A 23,002-nucleotide genomic window follows, 5' to 3' on the forward strand; every position below is an offset into this window, starting at 1 on the left:
ATGGCCCGGTTTGTCCTCGCTTCGGCATCACCGGCGCGACGTGCTGTCCTGCGCGCTGCCGGTGTCGAGCCGCTGGTTCGAGTCTCCGGAGTCGACGAAGAGGCGATCGCGGAAGATCTGGGCCCCGGTGCATACCCCGACGAAGTCGTGACTGTGCTGGCTCAGGCGAAAGCCCGGTGGGTGGCTGAGGAAATCGCTGGGGGAAGGACCGAATGGGCGGGTGAGGGCAACGCTGCTGGGCTCACCGACTGCGTGGTGGTGGGATGCGACTCGATGTTGTTCATCGGTGGTGAGTTACAGGGAAAACCGCTCACCACCGATGTGACCAGACAGCGGTGGGCGCGCATGATGGGGCGCACCGGTGATCTGCTCACCGGGCACTGCGCCATTCACGTTCGTGATGGCGTTGTGGTGGGCGAAGCATCGGGCTGTAGCACGACCACCGTTCATTTCGGCGATCCCAGCGACGAGGACCTTGACGCGTATCTCGCGACCGGCGAACCCCTTAACGTCGCTGGCGCGTTTACCCTGGACGGACTCGGTGGCTGGTTTATCGACCGTATCGAAGGCGACCCCTCGTCTGTCATCGGGATCGGGCTGCCTCTGGTGCGATCCCTGCTCGCCAGACTGGGGATTAGTATCTCCGACCTTTGGAGCCACACTCGATGACACCTCGGCTCTCTCGTCGAGCATTCCTCGGCGCATTCATGTGCGCGAGCGGGGCGGCACTGATTGCCTGCGGCGGCGAGGAGGAGGGTGATTCAGGCGCCGCGAGTACAGCTACCGTAACCACACCTCTTGGCACGGTGACCGTTCCGCGAGACCCGCAACGCGTCGTCGCCGTTGACAGCCGTCAAGATCTCGAGATCGCTCTCGCGCTGGGTCTGCCCGTCGCAGGGTATACCTCCCCGATCATTCGGCCGTGGGTTCCACTGCGCGGAGACCCTGAATCGCTGCGCTCGCCGGTCAACGTCGTCGAACTGGTCCGGATCGATCCCGACCTCATCATCTGCACGAACATCGAAAGTCCGTTCTGGCTCACGCCGGAACTCAGCTCGGTGGCGCCGGTGCTTCCGGTCGACCCCCGCGCCCCATGGCAGACAAATCTCGCGACGATCGGCGGGTGGCTCGGCCGGAAGGACGTCGCAGACGCCGCCATCAAGAATTACCAGGATCGTATCGAGCGCGTGCGCAGCCGCCACGGCGAGAACCTGCGCGAAAGTGTCGCCGTTGTGGGGATCGCCACAGACGGCACTATTTCGGACTTGAGTCACACCCCCACTATTCCGGGAGTCACTGTGGAGGACCTCGGGGCCCCCGTTGTCCGCTTCACAACGGAGCCCGAGGCGTCGGCAGATCCCGACGCGGCAGCGGCAGCGCTCACGGAAGCCGACCGCATCCTCGTCTCCAGCGATGATCCCGAACTCGAGCCTGATTACCTGGTAGATCATCCTTTCCTGGGGCAGTTGCCCGCAGTGCGGACGGGCCGGGCCACGGTGACCGCTGACGTCAGCTACGGCTCCGTCTACACCGCTCTCGAGACAGTGGCCCTGTTCGATGAATTGCTGCGCAGGTGACGTCACAGCACTTGATTGTGCTTCCGCGCGGCGCTGTGCATTGTTGCTGCATGCCGCAGCGTGCAAAGAACCGCTAACGTTGACGTGACAACATTTCCATAGGCACCACAAAGGAGCTGACGCCGTGCCAGTCCCTCCGGAGAAGAACGCAGCCTTCGCCGCATATGCACATCCAGAGCGCCTGGTCTCGACCGAATGGCTTTCCGCCAACCTCGGCGCTCCCGGGCTCAAGGTCGTGGAGTCAGACGAGGATGTGCTCGTCTATGACATCGGCCACATTCCCGGCGCGATCAAAATCGATTGGCATCTAGACCTCAACGACCCCGTCACGCGTGACTACATCGACGGCCAGCAGTTCGCCGACCTGATGCGCCGCAAGGGCATCAACCGTGACGACACAGTCGTCATTTACGGCGACAAGTCGAATTGGTGGGCGGCGTACGCAATGTGGGTTTTCACATTGTTCGGTCACCCCGATGTCCGTCTCCTCGACGGCGGCAGGGATGCGTGGATCGCGGAAGAACGCGACATGAGCTTCTCCGTCCCACAACTGCCCGCAGCTGATTATCCGGTCGTGGCCCGGGACGACTCGAAGATTCGCGCGTTCCGCGATCAAGTTTTGTTCCACCTCGGCTCAGGGCCCCTCATCGACGTGCGCTCACCCGCCGAGTACACCGGCGAGCGCACCCACATGCCGGACTATCCCGAGGAGGGCGCACTGCGCGGCGGTCACATCCCGACCGCAGCGAGCATCCCCTGGGCGAAGGCCGCCGCCAACGACAGCCGGTTCAAGTCGCGCACCGAACTCGACGCGATCTACGGTGATCTCGACCCGAACGGCAACACGATCGTCTACTGCCGCATCGGGGAGCGTTCGAGCCACACGTGGTTTGTCCTTACGTACCTGCTCGGCTTCACGGATGTTCGCAATTACGATGGATCGTGGACTGAGTGGGGAAATACTGTGCGTGTGCCGATCGCTAAGGGCGAGGAGCCAGGTGAAGCCCCCTCGCGGGCATCGTGAGGTTCGATAGCTGATGGGATCACTTCCAGAGTCACTCGGGGACATCGTCGAGGACTTCAGATCGGTTGACGGTCAGGACAAACTCCAACTGCTGCTGGAGTTCAGCCGGGAACTGCCGTCGCTTCCACCGGAGTTGGAGGAAGCGGCCATGGAACCCGTTCCGGAATGCCAATCTCCCCTGTTCCTTGCCGTCGATACCACTGATCGTGGGAGTGTCCGCCTCCACTTCAGCGCTCCGCCGGAAGCGCCTACGACCCGTGGTTTCGCCTCGATACTGCATCAGGGTCTCGACGGTCAGAGCGCGGACGCGATCCTCGACGTTCCAGACGACTTTTACGCAGATCTTGGTCTCAGTTCCGTGGTGAGCCCGCTTCGGTTGCGCGGTATGTCGGCGATGCTCGCGCGCATCAAACGGAAGCTGCGGGAGAAGATGTGATCAAATCGCGGCTTTCCGCTGGTGATCCGGTCGCGTCGCTGTTGGGTTACCCATCGGTAATCTGTGACAGTGGAGAGACAGGAAGTCAGCAAACGGGCACCCTCGGCTTACGCTGTGGCAACCCTTCTGCATAGACTCACCTTCGACACAACGTGGAAGTTCATCGTTCCCCGGCTCAACACGACTAGAACCGGAGGCAACGACTTAGGGCGAAAACAGGAGGCCCCGTGCCCAGCGAGACGACTGCACGCATCACAAAGGTTCTCGTCGCCAATCGTGGCGAGATTGCTGTCCGGGTGATACGCGGGGCACGGGATGCAGGTATCGCTAGCGTCGCCGTGTACGCCGAACCAGATGCGAACGCTCCGTTCGTTCGGCTGGCTGATGAGGCATTCGCACTCGGCGGCCAGACCTCTGCAGAGTCTTACCTGGTTTTTGACAAACTTCTAGACGCCGCGCGCCGTTCCGGCGCGAATGCAATTCACCCCGGCTACGGCTTTCTGTCGGAGAACGCCGATTTCGCCCAGGCGGTGATCGACGCCGGCCTGATCTGGATCGGCCCCGACCCACAGTCGATCCGCGACCTGGGCGACAAGGTAACCGCGCGGCACATCGCCACGCGTGCAGGTGCACCATTGGTCCCGGGAACGAAAGAACCGGTAAAGGACGCCGACGAAGTGGTGACGTTCGCAGAGGAGCACGGCCTCCCCATCGCGATCAAAGCCGCGTTCGGTGGCGGCGGGCGTGGCATGAAGGTTGCGCGCACCCTCGAAGAAGTGCCTGAACTGTTCGAGTCCGCAACCCGCGAGGCAGTCGCAGCCTTCGGCCGCGGTGAATGCTTCGTCGAGCGCTATCTCGATCGCCCCCGGCACGTCGAAGCTCAGGTACTTGCTGACGTCCACGGCAACGTCGTAGTCGTCGGCACTCGCGACTGTTCGCTTCAGCGGCGGTTCCAGAAGCTCGTTGAGGAAGCTCCGGCCCCGTTCCTGTCTGACAGCCAGCGCGAGGAAATCCACACTTCCGCCAAGGCGATCTGCCGCGAGGCGAACTATCACGGCGCGGGCACCGTCGAGTACCTCGTCGGCCAGGATGGCCTCATTTCGTTCCTCGAAGTCAACACGCGACTCCAGGTCGAGCATCCGGTGACTGAGGAAACTTCGGGCGTCGATCTCGTCCGTGAACAGTTCCGCATCGCTGAAGGCCAGGTGCTCGATCTCAAAGAGGACCCCACACCTCGCGGCCACTCATTCGAGTTCCGAATCAACGGAGAGGACGCCGGCCGCAATTTCCTCCCCGCGCCCGGCTCAATCACGCGCTACGAAGTGCCGTCAGGGCCTGGCGTTCGTGTCGACTCCGGGGTCGAAAACGGCAGCGTCATTGGTGGCCAGTTCGACTCCATGCTCGCGAAGCTCATCGTCACCGGTCAGACGCGAAAAGAGGCACTCGAACGGTCCCGTCGAGCACTTGCTGAGTTCCACGTTGAGGGTATGGCGACCGTTATTCCCTTCCACAGTGCGGTCGTCTCGGATCCCGCCTTCATCGGAGACGAAACAGGCTTCAGCGTCCACACGCGCTGGATTGAGACCGAATGGGATAACAGCGTCGAACCGTATGTCGGTTCTGTCGCGCCAGAGGAAGAACCAATGCCGCGCCAAAGTGTCGTCGTCGAGGTCGGCGGTAAGCGCCTCGAAGTTTCACTGCCCGGCGACTTCGCGGTCGCCAGCAATGGTGCAGCTACTGGCGGTGTACGCAAGAAGCCCAAGCCACGTACGCGTGGCGCCGCAGGAGGCGCCGTCGCTTCTGGCGACGCGGTCGTCGCGCCTATGCAGGGGACCGTTGTCAAGGTAGCCGTCGAAGAGGGACAGGAAGTCCTAGAAGGCGAACTCGTCGTCGTACTCGAAGCGATGAAGATGGAAAACCCGGTGAGCGCCCACAAGTCAGGAGTTGTCACGGGCCTCACGGTCAGCCCTGGGTCGGCGATTACGCAAGGCACCGTACTTCTCGAGCTCAAGTAGCCGCGTTCTCATGAGCATCTAGAATGGCCGCCATGGGGGACGTACCTGACATTCGCGTTGGCCATGCGGAGCGAGAGCGTGCCATAGCAGCGCTGAACGAGCATTTCTCCGCTGGTCGCCTCACCCTCACCGAATACGATGACCGGTCCGCACGGGCTGTTGCTGCCACTACGCGCGGAGATCTGGATGCGCTTTTCGCAGATCTTCCGCTCCTTCCCACACGCGTGGGGCCCGCGCCACCCCCTGCCCAGCAGCATCCCCAGATTGGAAAACCTAGCGGCCGGGAGCTTCCCCGCGGCCCCATCATGGCCCTCATGCCATTCGTCGCGCTCACTCTCTTCATCGTCACGGACTTCCAGAACAACTGGCTCTTCTTTCTTCTGATCCCAGTGACCGCGATCCTGCTTTTCGGTTTCGGCAGCTCGGATGACAACTCAGGAAAGTGCTAAGTGGAACCTGTCGAGATCAACGCTGGCGAGTGGTACCTGCGTGCGTTGCGCTGTGATGAACGCGTCGATGATAGTCCCGCCCTGCGCGTCCACGGGCTCACCGATCCCGTGCAGTACGTGAAAACGTGCACGGCCGAGTGGGGCGCTGATACTCGATACACCTGGGCGGTGTGTGAACCATCCACTGGCGAGATGCTCGGTGAGGTCTCGGTCCACCCGGGAGAGCGGTCTGCCGTGGTCGAGACCTGGCATCGTCCAGGCCAAGAGGCGGCTGTTAGCACCTCACGCGACGCGGTCATCCGCTTTTGTGAATCGGGCCTCGGACTTTCCATTAGCGACGCTAACTAAGACTGTGAGGTCTCTCACACGATCCATGTGGCGGCGCGTTCCACTGGTCATCACGTTCGTGGTCGTCTGCGTGATGCTCTTTGGTCCCGCTCCCGATACGCCGAGCCCGATCCCCCATCTCGACAAAGCTGTCCACTTCGTGCTTTTCGCCGCGCTCGCTCTCACCTCGTGTTTTGCACAGATAAGAGCCTTGCCGACGTTGCTCTGGGTCAGCACCTTCGCCGTATTGTCCGAATTGCTGCAAGGGGCGCTTCCTGGCAACAGGACTGCTGACGTACTGGATGTGGCGGCTGACATTGTGGGGGCGGTCGCCGGTCTGCTGGCCGCGCGAGCCACTTTCCTCCGCCCCGATGGACGGCCCTCAGCCGAGCGCTCACACCCGTCGAACCGGTAGGCTCAGTCGTGTGAGAAACGGGCCGAAAAACGATCAGATGCCGTCGGAGGCGGCGGCATCTGACACGCGCATCCGGCTCCGTGTTCCCTTGCCATCTGTACTGGGAGGCAGGCACTTTCGCCGCTCACAGCGAACCCAGCACGAGCACCCTACTGCCCCACTTCCCCTCCTCGACGAGACATCCCCCGCGGACACGCTGCGGTCTCTCGCCGCAGTGCCCGCACATATCGGAAAAACCGCAAAGGGTGCCTTATCCCCGGCTCGTAAGGTCATCGCTCACGCCTCGAATAGCCTGGGCCCAAAAACGTCCGCCGAGCCGGAGCCACCCGTCCTCACGCAGACTGATATCGAGAAACTCCGCGCAGTCCAGGAAGAGCTTCGCATCCTTGCTCGAGCCGTGCGCGACCGCAGGATCCGACGGCGACTGCACCTCGCCCGTGAATGCCTCGGAGAAATCGGGCGTGACAGCAGGCCGGGAGGACTGGTACCCCGCCGCAGTCGGCACCGTGATATTTCGCTGACCCGCCTGCACGATGCTCAACAGGCTGCGGCATCCGCGCCGCGAAACCTGCTCAACCCCCTTCGATACCCCGGCTATCTGAAAACGGCACTTAGCCGAATTTAAGCCCCTCCACAGGATCGTGACAGCCATCACTTAGAATCCTCTTGTGATGTCAAGAATCCGTGTCCGTCGAGTCCTGCTTGCCTGCTCGGCCGCACTCGTGATTCTCGCGGGCGGATCGCCGGCTGTCGCGCAGAATGCTCCGTCGCCCGGCTTCTACGAGCCGCCCTCTCCTCTTGCGGCCAGCGCGCCGGGTGAAATCATTCGCGCCGAGCCGTCGCCGCTGTTGCTGGAGATTCCCTCGCCCGACGGTCTGATCCCGGCCGAAGCGACTCGGTTCATGTACCAGTCCACGGACACGCATGGGGCCCCTATCGCCGTCACCGGAACGTATCTCGATCCAGCAGCACCGTGGCCCGGCCCTGGGCCACGCCCGCTGATCAGTATGGCCCCCGGCACTCAGGGGCAGGGCGATCAATGCGCCCCTTCCAAACTTCTCAGTCAGCTGATCCATTTTGACTATCCGCTCGACCTGCGCGGCGAGTATGAGCTGCCATTTATGACCGCCATGCTCGCGCAGGGAATCGCTGTCGTGATGACCGATTATCAAGGCCTCGGCACGCCAGGGCATCACACCTACGTCAATCGCAAGGCGCAGGGCCGCGCTGTCCTCGATGCTGTCCGAGCGGCGCAGCGCCTTCCCGGAACGAAGATCAGTGGTGACGGCCCCGTCGCGCTCTGGGGATATTCCCAGGGTGGTGGCGCGTCCGCGAGTGCAGCGGAGCTTCATGCCAGTTATGCCCCGGAACTCGACATCAAGGGCGCATATGTGGGGGCGCCGCCCGCCGACCTCACCGAAGTGCTCCAGGTCGTCGACGGCACGATCTTGACTGGTGTCATCGGCTACGCCATCAATGGTTTTTCTCAGGCCTATCCCGAAATCCGCCCGATCATCGACAACGAGGTGAATGAGGTCGGCCGTTCAGTACTCAATGAGGTGGCGGGCCAATGCGTCGCGGAAACCGCTTTGCGGTTCGGATTCCAGCAAACTCGTGACTACACGCGCTCAGGTGAACCACTGTCGGTCATCCTCGATCGATATGAGGAAGTGCGTGCGATATTGGCGGACCAGCGCCTCGGTAGCATCAGGCCGACCGTACCCGTGCTTATTCAAAGCGGTACCGCCGACGACATCGTGCCAGCGCATCAGGTCCGTCAGTTGGCCCGTGAATGGTGCAGCCAGGACGCCACCGTCCAGTTGTCACCCAACGAACTCCCGCCAATAATTCCCGGGCTTGCCGTTAACCATGCGGTGCCCTACCTTGCGGGGATAGGTGAATCAATTGACTTCATCAACGCCAGATTCGCTGACCGTCCGGTCCCGTCGAACTGCTGATGCTAGTGCGGAATATTAGCGCTGACAGGTTCTTTGATGAACGGCCGTGCTTCTGGAGCGGCCGCCCGTAAAGCATCCGCTGAAGCGTCGTCCGGCCGAGCCTGGGATTCCTTCTCAGCCTTCACTCTCGCCAGGAAGAGGTTCACCTCCCGATCGACGTCCGCGTCGTCCCACCCAAGAACCGGGGCAACAAGCTCGGCGACCTGGTGGGCACAATCTGCACCCCGGTGCGGGTATTCGATAGCGATCCGGGTGCGCCGGACAAGAATGTCCTCGAGGTGCAGCGCCGCCTCAGCGGAGGCGGCGTACACAATCTCGACCTTCAGGTAGTCAGGCGCCGCTTCGAGGGGGTCGAGGAGATGCGGTGCCTTTTCTGCGCACGCCAGCACTTCGTACACCATAGAGCCGTACCGGTCGAGCAGGTGGCGCACACGGTAGGGATGGACACCGTACTGTGCGCCGAGGTGATCGGCCTGATTGATCAGCGCGTGGTAGCCATCCGCACCGATCAGTGGCACTCTCTCCGTGATGGAAGGTGCTACGCGGGTAGGAATGAACTCGGAAGCCGCGTCAAGTGCGTCCGCCGCCATCACCCGGTAAGTCGTGTACTTCCCTCCCGCGATCGCAATGAGCCCCGGCGCGACCTCCGCGACAGCGTGCTCGCGCGACAGTTTCGAAGTTGTATCGCTCTCACCGGCAAGCAGCGGCCTGAGCCCCGCATAAACGCCCGAAATGTCGCCGGGCGTCAAAGGGGTCACCAGAACCTTATTCACGTTCGCGAGGATGTATTCGATGTCAGCGCGGGTCGCAGCTGGGTGGGCCAGGTCGAGGTGCCAGTCAGTGTCCGTGGTGCCGATTATCCAGTGCCGGCCCCACGGAATCACGAACAGTACCGACTTCTCAGTCCGCAAGATGATCGCGGCTTCGCTGATGATCCTGTCGCGCGGAACCACAATGTGCACCCCTTTCGAGGCGCGCACACGGAACCTGCCGCGCTGGCCGGAAAGAGCCTGAATTTCGTCCGTCCAGACGCCAGTACAGTTGATCACCACGTGAGCTTTGATCTCACCAGTTTCTCCGGTCTCACAATCCCGGATTGTCACGCCTGATACACGGTCAGCTTCCTTCAGGAAGTCAATGACCTGCGTCGATGAACGAACCACAGCGCCATAGTGAGCGGCGGTTCGCGCTACGGTCATCGTGTGGCGAGCATCATCGACCACCGTATCGAAGTAGCGGATACCACCAATGAGCGACTGCCGTCGCAGTCCCGGCGCCATCCGGAGGGCGCCCGCGCGTGTCAGTTGCTTTTGCGCAGGAACCGATTTCGCGCCACCCATCCTGTCGTACAAGAAGATTCCGGCACCAATGTAGGGACGCTCCCAATAGCGCTTTGTCAGGGGAAACAAAAACTCCAGGGGCTTCACGAGATGCGGCGCGAGGCGGCTCAGTGCGAGTTCCCGTTCCTTCAGCGCCTCTCGGACGAGCCCGAATTCGAGCTGTTCGAGATACCGCAGTCCACCGTGAAACATCTTCGACGACCGGCTCGACGTGCCAGAAGCCAGATCCCGGGCCTCAACAAGACCCACTTTCAAACCTCTGGTCGCCGCATCGAGTGCTGCCCCGGCGCCGACGATACCGCCGCCGATCACTAGTACATCGAACTGCTGGGTCGTCAGGTCTTCCCAGGCCTGCTTCCGTCGGGCAGGACCGAGAACATGGGTGTCAGACTGATGACGCAACGAGAACCCCCTAAACGACGCCGGAGTGATTCCCAGGCTAGTAGCTTGGGCCAGGAAGCACCGGACGAACACACTGGAGCGACATGTGACTGTGACCCGCTACGTTGCCGCTATCGACCAGGGCACGACCTCGAGCCGCTGTATTGTCTTCGACCACTCCGGACGAATCGTGTCGGTGTCCCAGAAGGAACACGAACAGATCTTTCCCCGTGCGGGGTGGGTCGAACATGATCCGGCCGAGATCTGGTCAAATGTTCGTGAGGTCGTCGGTGCAGCCATCGGAAAAGCTGATATCCCGAAGGACTCAATCGCGGCTGTTGGTATCACAAATCAGCGTGAGACCACTGTCGTGTGGGAACGCGCAACGGGAAAGCCGATCTACAACGCGATTGTCTGGCAGGACACTCGAACTGAAGAGCTGTGCCGCGAAATTGCTGGATCGCAAGGTCCCGACCTCTACCGTGAACGAACCGGTCTGCCCCTCTCAACGTATTTCTCGGGCCCCAAGATCAGATGGATTCTCGACGAGGTCGATGGGGCCCGCGAGCGCGCCGAGCGGGGCGAGCTGTGCTTTGGAACCATGGACACCTGGGTGTTGTGGAATGCCACAGGTGGACCGGATGGAGGCGTTCACGTCACGGATGTCACCAACGCCTCGCGGACGCTCCTGATGGACCTCACGACTCTCGAGTGGGATGAGGCGATCTGTGCGGACATCGGAGTTCCTATCGCGATGCTCCCGGAGATCCGCAGCTCATCTGAGGTCTACGGCAGTGCCCGGCCGAAACGCGGCCTAGACGGGGTTCCGATCGCGGGGATCCTCGGCGACCAGCAGGCCGCAACCTTCGGCCAGGCGTGTCTCTCGCCTGGAGAAGCGAAGAACACATACGGCACCGGCAACTTCCTTCTGCTGAACACGGGCACCTCGCCCGTACAGAGTGAAAACGGCCTGCTGACAACGGTGTGCTACCGCCTCGGCTCCGCTGATCCTGTGTATGCGCTGGAAGGATCGATCGCCGTTACCGGGTCCCTGGTGCAGTGGCTGCGAGACAACCTTGGGCTCATCTCGTCCGCAGCGGAGGTCGAATCCCTGGCCCGGTCCGTCGACGACAACGGGGGTGTGTATTTCGTTCCAGCCTTCTCTGGACTGTTCGCTCCACGGTGGCGACCAGACGCCCGAGGGGTCATCGCCGGTCTCACACGGTTCCACAACAAGGGACACATCGCGCGCGCGGCTCTAGAGGCGACCGCCTATCAAACACGTGAAGTTCTCGAAGCCGCCCGAGCCGACTCCGGCGTTGACCTCACCACGTTGAAGGTCGACGGCGGGATGGTGTCGAACGAGCTACTGATGCAATTCCAGGCAGACATGCTCGACGTTCCCGTGATCAGACCGGTGGTGTCGGAGACGACCGCGTTAGGAGCTGCCTACGCGGCAGGGCTCGCCGTTGGGTTCTGGGACGACGTCGAGGACATTCGCTCCAACTGGGCGCAAGACAAAGCCTGGCAACCGTCGATGGACGCACGTAAACGTGCCCGGCTCTACGCCGACTGGAACAAGGCGGTGGAGCGGACCTACGGCTGGGTCTAGCCGCCTCCAGCCGCGCGGGAAACGGGCACGCGCGGTAGTCATATCTACCGCCGCTGCACACAACTAGTGCGGGGGCATGTGGATAACGGGTGCGGCGTGCAGTAAGGCTCCAAAACTGTGGATAACTTCCGGGGTCACACTCAGATTTGATACAAGATTGCCTGCGTGACATCGAACCTCTACCCGCACAGGGGACTCCTCGTCAGAAATCTCACGTCGTCGCAGCGGCGGGCAAACCGGCGGAAACGTGAGTTCGTACAGTTGCGGCGCAACTGTTACGTGCGGAGCGACGTGTGGAAATGCTCACTCCTGAGCACCAACACGTTTTGCGTACATTTGACGCGATCGACAGCGTGCAGAATCGGTCGACTGTAGTTAGTCATGTCTCCGCAGCGGCAATGTGGGGGTTGCCGATATGGGATTTGCCCCTGGACCGCGTACACCGGTGAATCGCGAAGCCGGGCCCTGTTACACACCGAGTTTCCGGGCATGCACGTGCAGGCACGTGTCGTCGATGAACGTGGCGTCGTGCTCGCGCGCGTCGACTTTCTGTTCGACCAGGGTGTGATCGGGGAGTTCGACGGCCGAGTCAAATACAGCTCGCACCTGAGGCCTGGCGAGACGAGCGCCGACGTCGTTTTCCGTGAGAAGCTGCGCGAAGATGCATTGCGCGAGGCGGGCTGGATCGTGATCCGATGGACCTGGGCGGTCCTGGCCCACCCTGATCGGCTTATCCAGCGCATACGGAGGGCTCTTGACGAAGCGCATCGCCAGCAGCGGCCCTCCAGGCTGTGGGTGCCCGCCGCGTAAAACTCACGCATCCATCATGAACGTTGCGCCCCTAGTCCAGGTCGTCGTGGCGCATCAACTGGCGGGCAGCCTCATTGATTGACCCCGAGAGAGATGGGTACACCGAGAACGTCGACGCGAGGTCGGTAACAGTCAAATGGTTCTGCACGGCCATCGCGATGGGCAGGATCAACTCTGAGGCAACGGGTGCTACCACCACGCCACCAATGACCACACCTGTCGCGGGGCGGCAGAAGATCTTCACGAAGCCCCGGCGCAAACCCATCATCTTCGCCCGCGGGTTCGTATTCAGCGGCAGCATCACAGTCCGCGCAGGCACCTGACCTTCGTCAATCGCGGTCTGTGCGACACCCACGGTAGCGATCTCGGGGCGTGTAAAGATTGCGGAGGCGACGGTCTTCAGTTTGATTGGGTTCACGCCCTCACCGAGTGCGTGATACATCGCGATGCGCCCCTGCATGGCTGCCACCGATGCAAGCGGAAGGAGGCCAGTGCAGTCGCCGGCCGAGTAGATACCGGGGATGCTGGTCCGCGAGACACGGTCGACCCGGATGTAACCTCCGGGATCCACCTCGATGCCGACACCGTCGAGACCCAGTGACTCTGTATTCGGGATCGAGCCTACGGTCATCAGGGCGTGGCTGCCGGTGACGGTACGGCCGTCACTCAGGTGGACAAGTACGCCCTCATCGGTGCGCTTCACCGAATCGGCGCGTGCGTGCTTGATGAAGTTCACCCCGCGTTCAGCGAGTGACTCCTCGAGGACCATCGCGGCGTCGGCGTCCTCACTGGGCAGCACGCGATCGCGGCTTGTGAGGAGGGAAACCTGAACCCCCATCTCCGTGTACGCGTTAACGAACTCGACACCTGTGACGCCCGACCCGACGACGATGAGGTGCTTCGGCAGTTCGTCGAGATCGTATATTTGCCGCCAGGTCAGGATCCGGTCGCCGTCTGGACGGGCACTCGGCAGGATTCGCGGTGACGACCCTGTCGCGATCAAAACGAAGTCAGCATCGAGTACCAGTTCCTCGCCGGACGCCAGATCCGCTTTGACTTTGTGGGCGGCGAGCCCTTTACCGGTGTCCATGAGCTGACCGGTGCCGTTGAGCAGCCGAACGCCTTCGCGCTGCAAACGAGCCCGGATGTCGGACGACTGGGCCTGCGCGAGACTTTTCACGCGGGAATGGATCCGCGGAACGGATATTCCGACATTTGCGGGATCGAGTTCAATGCCCAAAGCCGCTGCCCGGCGCATATCGGTCCGCACACCTGTCGAGGCAATGTACGTCTTTGACGGCACGCAGTCGAACAACACGCACGCCCCACCGATGCCGTCAGCGTCGATCACCGTGACATCGGCCCCGTGCTGAGCTGCGACAAGAGCGGCCTCGTAGCCCGCTGGCCCGCCACCGATGATCACGATCCGGGTCATGTTCGTCCTCCATTCCCAAGGGCGGAAGCCCCAAGGTCGCCCCGGGGTTCCTCGTCATCGGCACCTACGCTATAGCGTCGTCACACCTCTCGTGCACCCCGGCCTCGAATCGGGTACCAATATCGGGGATGATGGGACGTGACAGCTGAAATGTTGACCGAGAAGATCTAGGCTTGCCGCCGTGCCCTTGTATGCCGCGTACGGGTCGAACATGGACCCTGAACAGATGTTGTCCCGTGCTCCGCACTCGCCGATGGCGGGAACCGGCTGGTTGTACGGCTGGCGATTGACCTTTGGCGGCGACGATATCGGCTGGGAAGGTGCCCTCGCCACCGTCGTCGAAGACCCCTCTTCGCGCGTTTTTGTCGTCCTCTACGACGTGACGCATGAAGATGAATCAAGCATGGACCGGTGGGAGGGTGCCGAGATGGGCATTCACCGGAAACTTCGCGTACGTGTGGATATCAATGGCAGCGAACCTGCGCTCGCCTGGCTTTATGTTCTGGATGCCTATGAGGGGGGTCTTCCCTCTGCGCGATATCTCGGTGTCATGGCTGATGCGGCGGAGAAGGCAGGCGCACCCGCTGAGTACGTCCGATGGATAAGAACTCGTGAAGCCCGCAACGTTGGCCCGGGGACCTCGTTCGGCTAGTCGGCGAAGAACGGTACTGACGACGTCACGTCGACGCTGACTTCCTCGCCGTGAGTGAACTGGCGGTCTCCAGCGCAATGAGCGCGCACCCAGATCTTGCGGTCTTCGGTGGCGGCCGTCACCAGTGTGGACGGACCGGTGAAGCGCACGTTTGTGACCGTCAGTCCGGTGGGTTCGGCGGCGTGACTGAATACGACTTGCTCAGGCCGGATCAGTACTTTGCCGCGACCGCTCGGCGTGCCGAGGACGGGGATGAACCCGATCGGAGTACGCACCCACCCGCTTGGCGCCGCCGAGGGATCCGCGTCGAGGACGACTGAGTCGCCAACGAAGCGCCCGACCTCGAGTGACACCGGATTGTGGTAGACGTCCTCCGGCGTGCCGATCTGAGCGATCCTGCCGTCCAGTAACACCGCTACCCGGTCAGCCATGCCGAGCGCCTCGTCCTGATCGTGCGTGACCAAGATCGAGGTCATTTTCCGTTCGTAGAGCAAGGTTCGGACGTCGGCACGCAGGGAAGCCCGTAGTCCTGCGTCGAGCGCACTGAACGGCTCATCGAGCAGGACCAGCGCGGGCGAGGGCGCCAGGGCGCGTGCCAGTGCCACACGCTGCTGCTGGCCGCCAGAGAGCTGCGCAGGCCGCGCTTTCCCGGCCCCGGGAAGGCCAACTAGGTCGAGCAAAGCGGTGACCTGTTCCCGACGCGACGCGCGCGCTTTGAGATCCAGACTGCGCATACGACTGTTCCCGAGGCCGTATGCAATGTTCCCCGCGACGGACAGGTGCGGGAACAGCGCGCCTTCTTGCGGCACGAGGCCGACATGACGCCGCTCGGGCGCAATGTGCCGCCCATTACCGTCCGCGACGACACGTGAGCCCAGACTAACGAGGCCATCTTCAGCGCGGTGCAGACCCGCTATCACGCGCAGCAGTGTCGTCTTGCCACAGCCGGAAGGACCCAGCACCGCGAGTAACTCCCCCTCACTGACGTCGAACGAGACATCGTGAAGGACGCGTGACCGGCCATACGACGCGGTCACCCCTTTCACCTGCAGATCGCTTGGCCGCTCGTTCACTGGTGCACGTCCTCTGTCACTGCCGTCCCCCGCTGTGCTGGCGGACGGTTGCTAGCTTGCGCCTCGATCTCTGTCTGCAGCTGTGGTGCTGCAGACTTCCAGCCCATCACGTTTCCGAGCAACAGCGCCGGCAGCGCCGCTACAAGGATCAGGGCAGCGGCGTACGGCGCGGCTGCTCCATACGCAAGTGCGTCTGTGTGGCTCCATAGCCGGGTAGCGAGTGTATCTACTGAGGTAGGCCTAAGCATAAGCGTCGCGGGCAGTTCTTTTGCCACAGCGAGGAAAACTAGTGCTCCACCCGCTGCTGCGCCGGGCAGCGCTAGCGGAAGGACGACGCGGAGGTTGGTGCGCCACCGCCGCTCGCCAAGCGTTGCTGACACGTCTTCAAGTGACTCCGGGACTGCGGCGACGGCGGATCGGATCGCCCCGACAGCGAGCGGAAGGAACAAGACAATATAGGCGAGCACCAGCATCGGCACCTGCTGATACCACTGCGGCAAGACCCGAATGCCCAGAAACACAATCGCGAGACCCACCGTGATTCCGGGCAACGCGAAACCAACGTACGAGACTGACTCCGCGGTCCGCGCCCCAGCCGACCTCGAGCGGGCCGCGTAAACGCCGACCGGCAAGGCCACCAGGGTGGTAATCAGCGCGGCGATCCCGGCTATTCGGGTCGTCGACCAGGCCGCCGAGATCACCATGTCCCACTGCGGACTGACTTGCTGCGCACGGTAGATCCAGCGCCCGAGAGCGGCGAATGGCAGGACGACACCGATAGTGATCACGACTGCGGATAGCGCGAAAACGGCGCCGCGCGCCGTCCCGAGCGTGAAGGGCTGGGCACGTCGAGGTGTTCCCGACCCGATACGCGCTGCATACCCGCGGCGCGCGCGACGCTCGGCGATGGTCAGCAATATAGCGGCAAGGGCGAGGATCAGTCCGAGAATGGCGGCGGGCGTGCGGTCGAAAGATCCGCGGTAACTTGTGTAGATCGCGACGGTGAACGCCTCGTATCGCATCAGCGCTACGGCACCGAAATCGCTGAGTGTGTAGAGCGCGACAAGAAGTCCCCCAGCGGTCGCCGCTGGCCACACTTGCCGGACCGTGACGGAGAGGACCGCGCCTAGCCGTGTTTTACCGAGAGTTTGCGCGACTTCTTCACCAGCTGGATCGGCTGCCGCAAGCGCGGCGGCAACCGGGAGAAACACATACGGATAGCTTGCGATCGTCAGGACCAGAACCGCGCCAGTGAACCCGGCGAACTGAGGGAACTCTGCGATCCAGATGAAACCCAAGACGTAAGACGGAATAGCGAGCGGGACGGTGAACGCGATGCCCAGCCATCGGCGGCCGGGCAGGTCGGAGCGAACAGTGATCCACGCAAGAACCGAACCGAGGATGATGCACGCGACCGTGACGACGAGCGCAAGCCAGAAGCTGCGCCAGAAGAGCTCCGCGGTTCGCTGACGGGTCAGGACCGACCAGAAAACGTCGGGTCCTCGTTCGAACGCGCGAATGACGAGGTAGATCAGCGGTGTTGCGGCGAGTGCCGCAACACCTAGCGCGGCCAGCCCGGTTACAGGGCGGCCGCGCTGGGTCCTGCGAGCGAGCGAAATCAGAGGAGACCGACCTCAGTCAGTAGCTCCTGGGTCGCCTCGAGTGAAGCAAGGTCGGAGAGGTCGATATCTGGGCCTTGCAACTCGTCGAGCTGGGGTCGGCCTTCGTCGGTTACGGAAAGCCCGTCAATGACGGGATACTCCGACGTCTCGTCGAGGAAGTACTGCTGGGCGTCCTCGGCGAGCATCGCGGCCACGAGTGCCTGAGCGGCTTCCTGGTTCTGCGAACTGGCAAGGACGCCTACGCCTGCAATGTTGATGAGCGCACCCTCGTCACCCGGCGCGAGGTACTTGACGTTCGCACGGAGACTCTCGGCGCCCTCTTCCTTCGCCAGCTTGTACCAGTAGTAGTGGTTGATGAGACCGATCTCGACCTGGCCTTCATTGACCGCCGTTAGAATCGCATTGTTGTTTTCGTAGCTGACCGGCTCGTTATCGCGGAAAGCTTCAAGCCACTCGCGTGCGCCGTCCTCCCCGCGCGAAACGCGCAGCGCGGTCACGAATGATTGCCACGACGCGTTGGTCGGGGCGAAACCGACTTTGCCTCGCCATTCGGGTTCGAGCAGAGCGTCGATGGTGTCCGGCACCGCTGCTTCGTCGAGCGCTTCACTGTCGTAGGCGATTACGCGTGCGCGGCCAGATGTGGCCACCCAGGTATCGTCAGCCGCGCGGTACGCCTCCGGCACAAGTTCGAGAGTCTCACCGTCAAGCGGCGCGAGCAGGTCTGCCTGCGATAGCGCGCCCAGCGCACCAGCATCCTGGGAAAAGTACACGTCAGCAGGCGAGCTGGCGCCTTCTTCGAGGATCTGCGCAGCGAGTTCCGCGGTGTTCCCGTAGCGCACGTCGATGCTCACACCGGTGGCTTCTTCAAGATCCTCGATCAGCGGCGCAACGAGATCTTCGTTGCGCCCCGAATACAGCACGAGAGTGGTTTCTTCAGCTGCTCCGTTGGTTTCACCCTCAGGCGCGGCGGTCGTCGGCTCGTCCGAGCCGCATGCCGCGAGGGGAACCGCTAGGGCGACAGCCGCGAGGACTGTCGTAAAACGCTTGCGTGTGATCACGCTGGGCTCCTCATCTACAACCAGACAATTACGACGAGGCTACCCTAACCTATATAAGGCTTGGTTATCCAAATCTTCCTGAAGCACCAAACTCGTGAAAACGCGCACCCCCACTTCAAGGGCGCGCTCGTCAATGTCGAATGTTGGCTGATGCAGGTCACGCTGCGGACCTTTACCCGACCAGACGCCGAGTCTGCCCATAGCGCCCGGCACGTGCTCGAGGTACCAGGAGAAGTCCTCCCCACCACCGGACTGCTCGGTCTCCGTGATCGCGGTGGGGTCGCCGTCCGTAACCGCCGCGCGGAATATGGCGGTCGATTCAGGATCGTTGATGACAGGTGGCACCCCGCGCCGGTACTTGATCTCGTAATCCACGCCGGTCGGCGCCATCGTCGACGCGACGATTTCGCGCACGAGTGGTTCGAGCAGCGCCCACGTTGCATGGTCGCCGGTGCGGACGGTTCCGCGAAGCACGCCTACCCGAGGGATCGCATTCGCGGCGTCTCCCGACTTAGCCGCGCCCCAGGCCATCACCGTCGACGAACGCGGATCGACCCGGCGCCCGAGCAAGCCTGGCAGCGAAGTGATCACGGAACCCATCGCGTAGATGAGATCGGAGGTGAGGTGCGGCCGGGACGTGTGCCCTCCAGAGGACGAGAACACAATCTCGATGAGGTCGGCGGCGGACGTGATCGCCCCAGTGCGCACCCCGACCTTGCCTACCTCGAGCCGGGGGTCACAGTGCAGCGCGAAGATCCGCGAGACACCGCTCATCACACCAGATGCGATCACGTCGAGCGCGCCGCCTGGCATGACTTCTTCCGCGGGCTGGAACAAGAGCCGCACGCCGCGGGGCAGCGACGGCAGACTTGCGAGGGCCAGCCCTGTGCCCAGAAGAACCGCGGTGTGCGCGTCATGCCCGCACATGTGGGCAACACCGGGCACTTCGGAGGTGTAGTCGGCGTCGTTGAGTTCCTGCATCGGGAGGGCATCCATGTCCGCACGTAGCGTCAGACGCTTGCCACCCGAGTCAGGCGGCCCCAGATCGCAGTACAGTCCTGTGCCACCCGGAAACCGCACGGGTGTCAGCCCCGCCTTCTTGAAGTGGTCCTCCACGTAGGCGGTCGTCCGGAATTCGGCCCGCGCGAGTTCTGGGTGCCGGTGCAGCTCGCGTCGCCACCGGACGAGATCGTCCCGGTGTGCGACTAGCCACTTGCCGATCATCTCCCTCACAGCTGCGCATGCTCCTCTGGTGTCTCGCCACTTATTGTTGTCCGAAAGCGAAGTCCGTGTCGCGGGTTTTCGTTTCCAGTGCGCCAATCAGGTCGCCGTGGATACTCCGTTTGATGCCGCCCAAGTTCGCGCCGCGCTTGCTCGTCAACTGCTCAGCCCGGCTTACAGCCGAACTCAGCAGCGCAGTCGCGTCACTTGTCGCCTGAACAATCCCCGCTGCGAGCGCGTCCGGACCGCCGAACCTGCGTCCTGTGGTCATCGCTTCAATCGCAGTTTGCTTGGGCAAACGGGAGTTGAGCAGCGCGCTCATACCGACAGTGAACGGCATGTTCAGGTCCACTTCAGGCAGGCAAAAGAACCCCTGATCCTCGCGCATCAGCTGGAGGTCAGTAGAAATAGCGAGCATTGCGCCCGCACCAAACGCGTGGCCGCTGATCGCAGAGATCGTCGGCATGGGAAAGGTCAGCAAGCGAGAAAAGATGGAGTGCGTGCGATCGAGATATTCAGGCAACTGGTCGAGGTGACCGAAAATCCACTCCACGTCGAGTCCATTGCTGAAGAACTTGCCGGTCGACGTGACGACAAGTGCAGCTGGCCCCTCGGATCCCTCGATTTCGTCGAGGCTCGCATGAATCGCGTCCATCCAATCCGGATGGAACCGGTTTTCGCCGGCCTGCTCGCCCTCGGCGCCCAGGTTCAGAACAAAAACGTCGCCCTCGCGTGAGACATATGGCATAGAAGGAGCGTAGTCCGCCGCGATCTGAGAGCCGTCGACACCCCGAGTGGACTTGTGGAGCCCCCAAGTAAGGGCGTCATAATTCCCCGGCAACACAAACTCAGGAGACACAGGTGCGCAACCTCACCGACGTAAGGCCGTCGCGAATCGTCCACGGACTGGCAGGTTACGGCGAAAACCTAGCTCTAGCACACAGTTCAGGAACACTTTCCTACGCTGAACTCGCTGCTGCCGTCGTTCAGGAGGCCGCGCGGTTCGCTGGTGGCCGCCGCCTCGTTGTTGTATCTATCACCAATGAACCGGACTCGATCATCGCCTACCTAGCCGCATTGTGGGCGGCCCAGCCTGTGATTCTCATCTCTCCCGACTCCCCAGACTCACTCGAACGAATTCTGCGGGCCTACGACCCGGACAGCGTTTACACGGCGCAATCCGGCTGGGTCGACCGGCGCGCGGCATCCATTCACGAACTCCACCCTGATCTCGCACTTCTCCTGAGCACGTCAGGATCAACGGGGTCTCCCAAACTTGTGCGGCTGTCGTATGACAATCTCGACGCCAACGCGGACTCCATCGCCGAATATCTCGCGATACGGTCATCGGACCGTGCAGTCACCACTCTGCCGCTGAATTACTGCTACGGGCTTTCCGTCCTGCATAGCTACCTGCTACGAGGCGCGGGACTCCTGCTCACCGATGATTCAGTCACCGAGCCCCGGTTCTGGGACATCTTCCGGCGCCACGGAGGGACGTCTCTGGCTGGGGTTCCCTACACCTTCGAACTTCTCGAACGCGCGGGGTTCCCTGACATGGAGTTGCCCACTCTGCGCTACGTCACGCAGGCAGGTGGCCGGATGGATCCCGCCCTGGTGCGCAAATACTCCCTGCTCGGGCGGCAACAAGGCTGGGAACTGGTCGTGATGTATGGGCAGACGGAAGCAACCGCGCGGATGGCGTATTTGCCGCCTTCTCGTGCCGTCGAGCATCCGCACGCAATCGGAGTGCCAATTCCCGGTGGTGCTTTCACCCTCGCTGAATGTGACGGGTTTGACGGTCACGAGACAGGTGAACTCGTCTACACCGGACCCAACGTGATGCTCGGCTATGCCCAGCACCCATCCGACCTCAGCCGCGGACGTGACATCGACGAACTACGCACCGGCGACATCGCGAGAAGGACGATGGAGGGGCTGTATGAAATCGTTGGACGGCGCAGCCGATTCGCGAAGATCTTCGGATTGCGAATCGACCTTCATCACATCGAGGCGACACTCCGCGAGGAAGGTGTGGCCGCTCTCGCCGCGGCAAACGATGAACACCTCGTCGTCGCCGTCACAAACGGTGCCGCGGAGCGGGTTCGTCAGCGCGTCGCCAGCTTCACAAAGCTCCCAGGCTGGACGATCACCGTCGCGAACGTCACCGAACTGCCCCGGCTCGAAAACGGCAAGCCTAACTACCCGGCCGTGCTCGCTCTCCGTTCGGATACCCCTCAGGCGTCGAATGTGGCCGACCTATTCAGCAGTGTGCTGAATATCCCCCGTGGCACGATCACGCCGAACGACAGCTTCACGACGCTCGGTGGCAACTCGCTGTCTTACGTCACAATGTCTGTTCGGCTCGAAAAGCTCCTCGGCAGTCTCCCGCGAAATTGGCACGAGCTGTCGATCGCGCAGCTGGAAACAGCAATGCGACCACGATCCTCGTGGCTTCGCACCGTCGAAACACCCATTCTGCTTCGCGCAGTCGCAATCATCGCGATCGTGGGGGTGCACGTCCCCCTGTGGAAATTCTTGGGCGGTGCGCACATTCTCCTCGCGGTCGCGGGTTACATGTTCGCGCGCTTCACGCTCAGCGGATCGTCAATCCAGGGCCGGGGCGGGGCAATCCTGAAGGCGCTTGGTGGCGTCGCCGTCCCGTCAGTCGCCTGGATAGCTGCGGTCTATATGGCGACTGACTGGTACGAGGTCAGCAACCTCTTCCTCGTCAACAAACTCGTCGGCCCGCACACGCGCACATCTGGGGTGCTGTGGTTCATCGAGATCCTCGCGCTGATACTGGTGAGTGCAGCGGTCCTGTTTAGCTTTCCCGCGGTCGCGCGGCTCCAGCGGCGCTACCCTTTCGGCTTTCCGGTGGCGCTAACAGTCGTAGGAATCGCTTTTCGCTACGGCCTGCCGTGGGATCCGATCGCACCGAAAGACGCGGTGTATCTGCCGCTTACCTTCTGGGTGTTCACTTTGGGCTGGGCGGGCTGGGCTGCTCGGACCTGGCAAGAGCGCGTATTCGTCACCACACTCGCGGTGGTTTTCTTGCCCACCTATTTCGATGGCACTCGGCGCGGAATTCTCGTCCTCGCTGGCGTGCTCCTACTACTGTGGGTGCGGTCAGTCCGGCTGCCCGCACCGGTCGTCTGGGGTGCGGCGCTTGTGGCGCACAGTTCCCTGTACATCTATCTGACGCACTGGCAGGTCTTCCCCTTCGTGCGCGACGAGTTCGGGAAGTGGACCGCGCTCGTCGCGAGCATCGTGATCGGCATTGCGTACCACCGCGCCGGCTCCTGGGCGCTGCGGCAAGCATTGCGACAATTCAGAACGGTTACTAAAACCACGCCTCGCGCAACTCAGCTCACCCAAGCGCATCGCACCACAAAATCCGCGTACGGTGGGGCGAAAGTGACTGCGCCGGAAACGGAGGACACCATGGACCGAGAAGTACCTGACGATCTTGACGAACAGCAGAAGATTTTCGACGCCGCGAAGGGCAGCACCGACCCTGAACAGCCCAAAGAACACGTCAGCGAAGAGGGCGCCGTCGGCGGCACGCCCGGCACGACTGACGGACAGTAATCTGGC

At 62.4% G+C, this 23,002-nt stretch carries 21 protein-coding genes; 13 read left to right on the forward strand and 8 right to left on the reverse strand.

Annotation, left to right across the window (positions count from 1 at the left end; genetic code table 11):
• The 8 genes from AS9A_RS18365 (at position 1) to AS9A_RS18400 (ending at position 6,243) form a co-directional block, all read left to right on the forward strand.
• Positions 1-669, forward strand: coding sequence for a Maf family protein (locus tag AS9A_RS18365; protein WP_013808621.1), 669 nt, complete (start codon positions 1-3; stop codon positions 667-669).
• Entirely contained in the window at positions 666-1,577 is a 912-nt protein-coding gene (locus tag AS9A_RS18370) for an ABC transporter substrate-binding protein (RefSeq protein WP_013808622.1), read from the forward strand. Before AS9A_RS18365 ends, AS9A_RS18370 begins: the two co-directional genes overlap by 4 nt.
• A gap of 124 nt (positions 1,578-1,701) precedes the next feature.
• Entirely contained in the window at positions 1,702-2,601 is a 900-nt protein-coding gene (locus tag AS9A_RS18375; RefSeq protein ID WP_013808623.1) for a sulfurtransferase, read from the forward strand.
• Between the two features lie 13 nt (positions 2,602-2,614).
• Positions 2,615-3,037 (forward strand): SufE family protein, encoded by a 423-nt coding sequence (locus AS9A_RS18380; protein ID WP_013808624.1) that lies wholly within the window; start codon positions 2,615-2,617, stop codon positions 3,035-3,037.
• A 227-nt stretch (positions 3,038-3,264) separates the two neighbouring features.
• Positions 3,265-5,052, forward strand: a complete 1,788-nt coding sequence (locus AS9A_RS18385) for an acetyl/propionyl/methylcrotonyl-CoA carboxylase subunit alpha (RefSeq protein WP_013808625.1) — start codon at positions 3,265-3,267, stop codon at positions 5,050-5,052.
• A 32-nt stretch (positions 5,053-5,084) separates the two neighbouring features.
• Positions 5,085-5,501 carry a DUF1707 SHOCT-like domain-containing protein gene (locus AS9A_RS18390; protein ID WP_041452193.1) on the forward strand — a complete coding sequence of 139 codons (417 nt, stop codon included), beginning with the start codon at positions 5,085-5,087 and terminating at the stop codon, positions 5,499-5,501.
• A complete protein-coding gene (locus tag AS9A_RS18395; RefSeq protein ID WP_013808627.1) occupies positions 5,502-5,849 on the forward strand; it encodes a GNAT family N-acetyltransferase in 348 nt (115 codons plus the stop codon).
• A gap of 4 nt (positions 5,850-5,853) precedes the next feature.
• A complete protein-coding gene (locus tag AS9A_RS18400) occupies positions 5,854-6,243 on the forward strand; it encodes a VanZ family protein (protein WP_237707838.1) in 390 nt (129 codons plus the stop codon).
• Positions 6,244-6,493: 250 nt separating this feature from the next.
• Here the strand turns inward: AS9A_RS18400 and AS9A_RS18405 are convergent, their stop codons facing one another.
• Entirely contained in the window at positions 6,494-6,895 is a 402-nt protein-coding gene (locus AS9A_RS18405) for a hypothetical protein (protein ID WP_148262506.1), read from the reverse strand.
• A 19-nt stretch (positions 6,896-6,914) separates the two neighbouring features.
• On the opposite strand from AS9A_RS18405, the gene AS9A_RS18410 reads away from it, so the two are divergent.
• Positions 6,915-8,201 carry an alpha/beta fold hydrolase gene (locus AS9A_RS18410; protein ID WP_013808630.1) on the forward strand — a complete coding sequence of 429 codons (1,287 nt, stop codon included), beginning with the start codon at positions 6,915-6,917 and terminating at the stop codon, positions 8,199-8,201.
• Between the two features lie 2 nt (positions 8,202-8,203).
• Here AS9A_RS18410 and glpD read toward each other — a convergent pair whose 3' ends face one another.
• Positions 8,204-9,943: a glycerol-3-phosphate dehydrogenase gene (glpD, locus tag AS9A_RS18415; protein WP_013808631.1), complete on the reverse strand. Its 1,740-nt coding sequence runs from the start codon at positions 9,941-9,943 to the stop codon at positions 8,204-8,206.
• 91 nt (positions 9,944-10,034) lie between these two features.
• On the opposite strand from glpD, the gene glpK reads away from it, so the two are divergent.
• The gene (glpK, locus tag AS9A_RS18420; protein WP_041452195.1) at positions 10,035-11,534 is read left to right on the forward strand and encodes a glycerol kinase GlpK; all 1,500 of its coding nucleotides are present in this window, start codon (positions 10,035-10,037) and stop codon (positions 11,532-11,534) included.
• A 489-nt stretch (positions 11,535-12,023) separates the two neighbouring features.
• Complete coding sequence (locus tag AS9A_RS18425) at positions 12,024-12,344, forward strand: hypothetical protein (RefSeq protein WP_013808634.1); 321 nt, start codon at positions 12,024-12,026, stop codon at positions 12,342-12,344.
• 31 nt (positions 12,345-12,375) lie between these two features.
• Here AS9A_RS18425 and AS9A_RS18430 read toward each other — a convergent pair whose 3' ends face one another.
• Positions 12,376-13,779, reverse strand: a complete 1,404-nt coding sequence (locus AS9A_RS18430) for an NAD(P)H-quinone dehydrogenase (RefSeq protein ID WP_013808635.1) — start codon at positions 13,777-13,779, stop codon at positions 12,376-12,378.
• 181 nt (positions 13,780-13,960) lie between these two features.
• Here AS9A_RS18430 and AS9A_RS18435 point away from each other — a divergent pair, with 181 nt between their 5' ends.
• The gene (locus tag AS9A_RS18435) at positions 13,961-14,431 is read left to right on the forward strand and encodes a gamma-glutamylcyclotransferase (RefSeq protein ID WP_041451207.1); all 471 of its coding nucleotides are present in this window, start codon (positions 13,961-13,963) and stop codon (positions 14,429-14,431) included.
• Here the strand turns inward: AS9A_RS18435 and AS9A_RS18440 are convergent.
• The 5 genes from AS9A_RS18440 to AS9A_RS18460 all read right to left on the reverse strand — a co-directional run bounded on the left by AS9A_RS18440 (position 14,428) and on the right by AS9A_RS18460 (position 20,153).
• Entirely contained in the window at positions 14,428-15,504 is a 1,077-nt protein-coding gene (locus AS9A_RS18440) for an ABC transporter ATP-binding protein (protein WP_013808637.1), read from the reverse strand. The two genes, AS9A_RS18435 and AS9A_RS18440, sit on opposite strands and share 4 nt — an antisense overlap.
• On the reverse strand, positions 15,501-17,039 hold the full coding sequence (locus AS9A_RS18445) for an ABC transporter permease (protein ID WP_083826597.1): 1,539 nt from the start codon (positions 17,037-17,039) through the stop codon (positions 15,501-15,503). The genes AS9A_RS18440 and AS9A_RS18445 overlap by 4 nt, the downstream gene beginning before the upstream one ends.
• A gap of 83 nt (positions 17,040-17,122) precedes the next feature.
• Complete coding sequence (locus tag AS9A_RS18450) at positions 17,123-18,184, reverse strand: iron ABC transporter substrate-binding protein (RefSeq protein ID WP_013808639.1); 1,062 nt, start codon at positions 18,182-18,184, stop codon at positions 17,123-17,125.
• Between the two features lie 39 nt (positions 18,185-18,223).
• On the reverse strand, positions 18,224-19,408 hold the full coding sequence (locus AS9A_RS18455; protein ID WP_049793783.1) for a M20 family metallopeptidase: 1,185 nt from the start codon (positions 19,406-19,408) through the stop codon (positions 18,224-18,226).
• Positions 19,409-19,448: 40 nt separating this feature from the next.
• The gene (locus tag AS9A_RS18460; RefSeq protein WP_013808641.1) at positions 19,449-20,153 is read right to left on the reverse strand and encodes an enoyl-CoA hydratase-related protein; all 705 of its coding nucleotides are present in this window, start codon (positions 20,151-20,153) and stop codon (positions 19,449-19,451) included.
• A gap of 113 nt (positions 20,154-20,266) precedes the next feature.
• Here AS9A_RS18460 and AS9A_RS18465 point away from each other — a divergent pair, with 113 nt between their 5' ends.
• Entirely contained in the window at positions 20,267-22,996 is a 2,730-nt protein-coding gene (locus AS9A_RS18465; protein WP_013808642.1) for an AMP-binding protein, read from the forward strand.
• Positions 22,997-23,002: the final 6 nt, after the last annotated feature.

It is taken from the genome of Hoyosella subflava DQS3-9A1 (assembly GCF_000214175.1).
GTDB classification, from domain to species: Bacteria; Actinomycetota; Actinomycetes; order Mycobacteriales; family Mycobacteriaceae; genus Hoyosella; species Hoyosella subflava.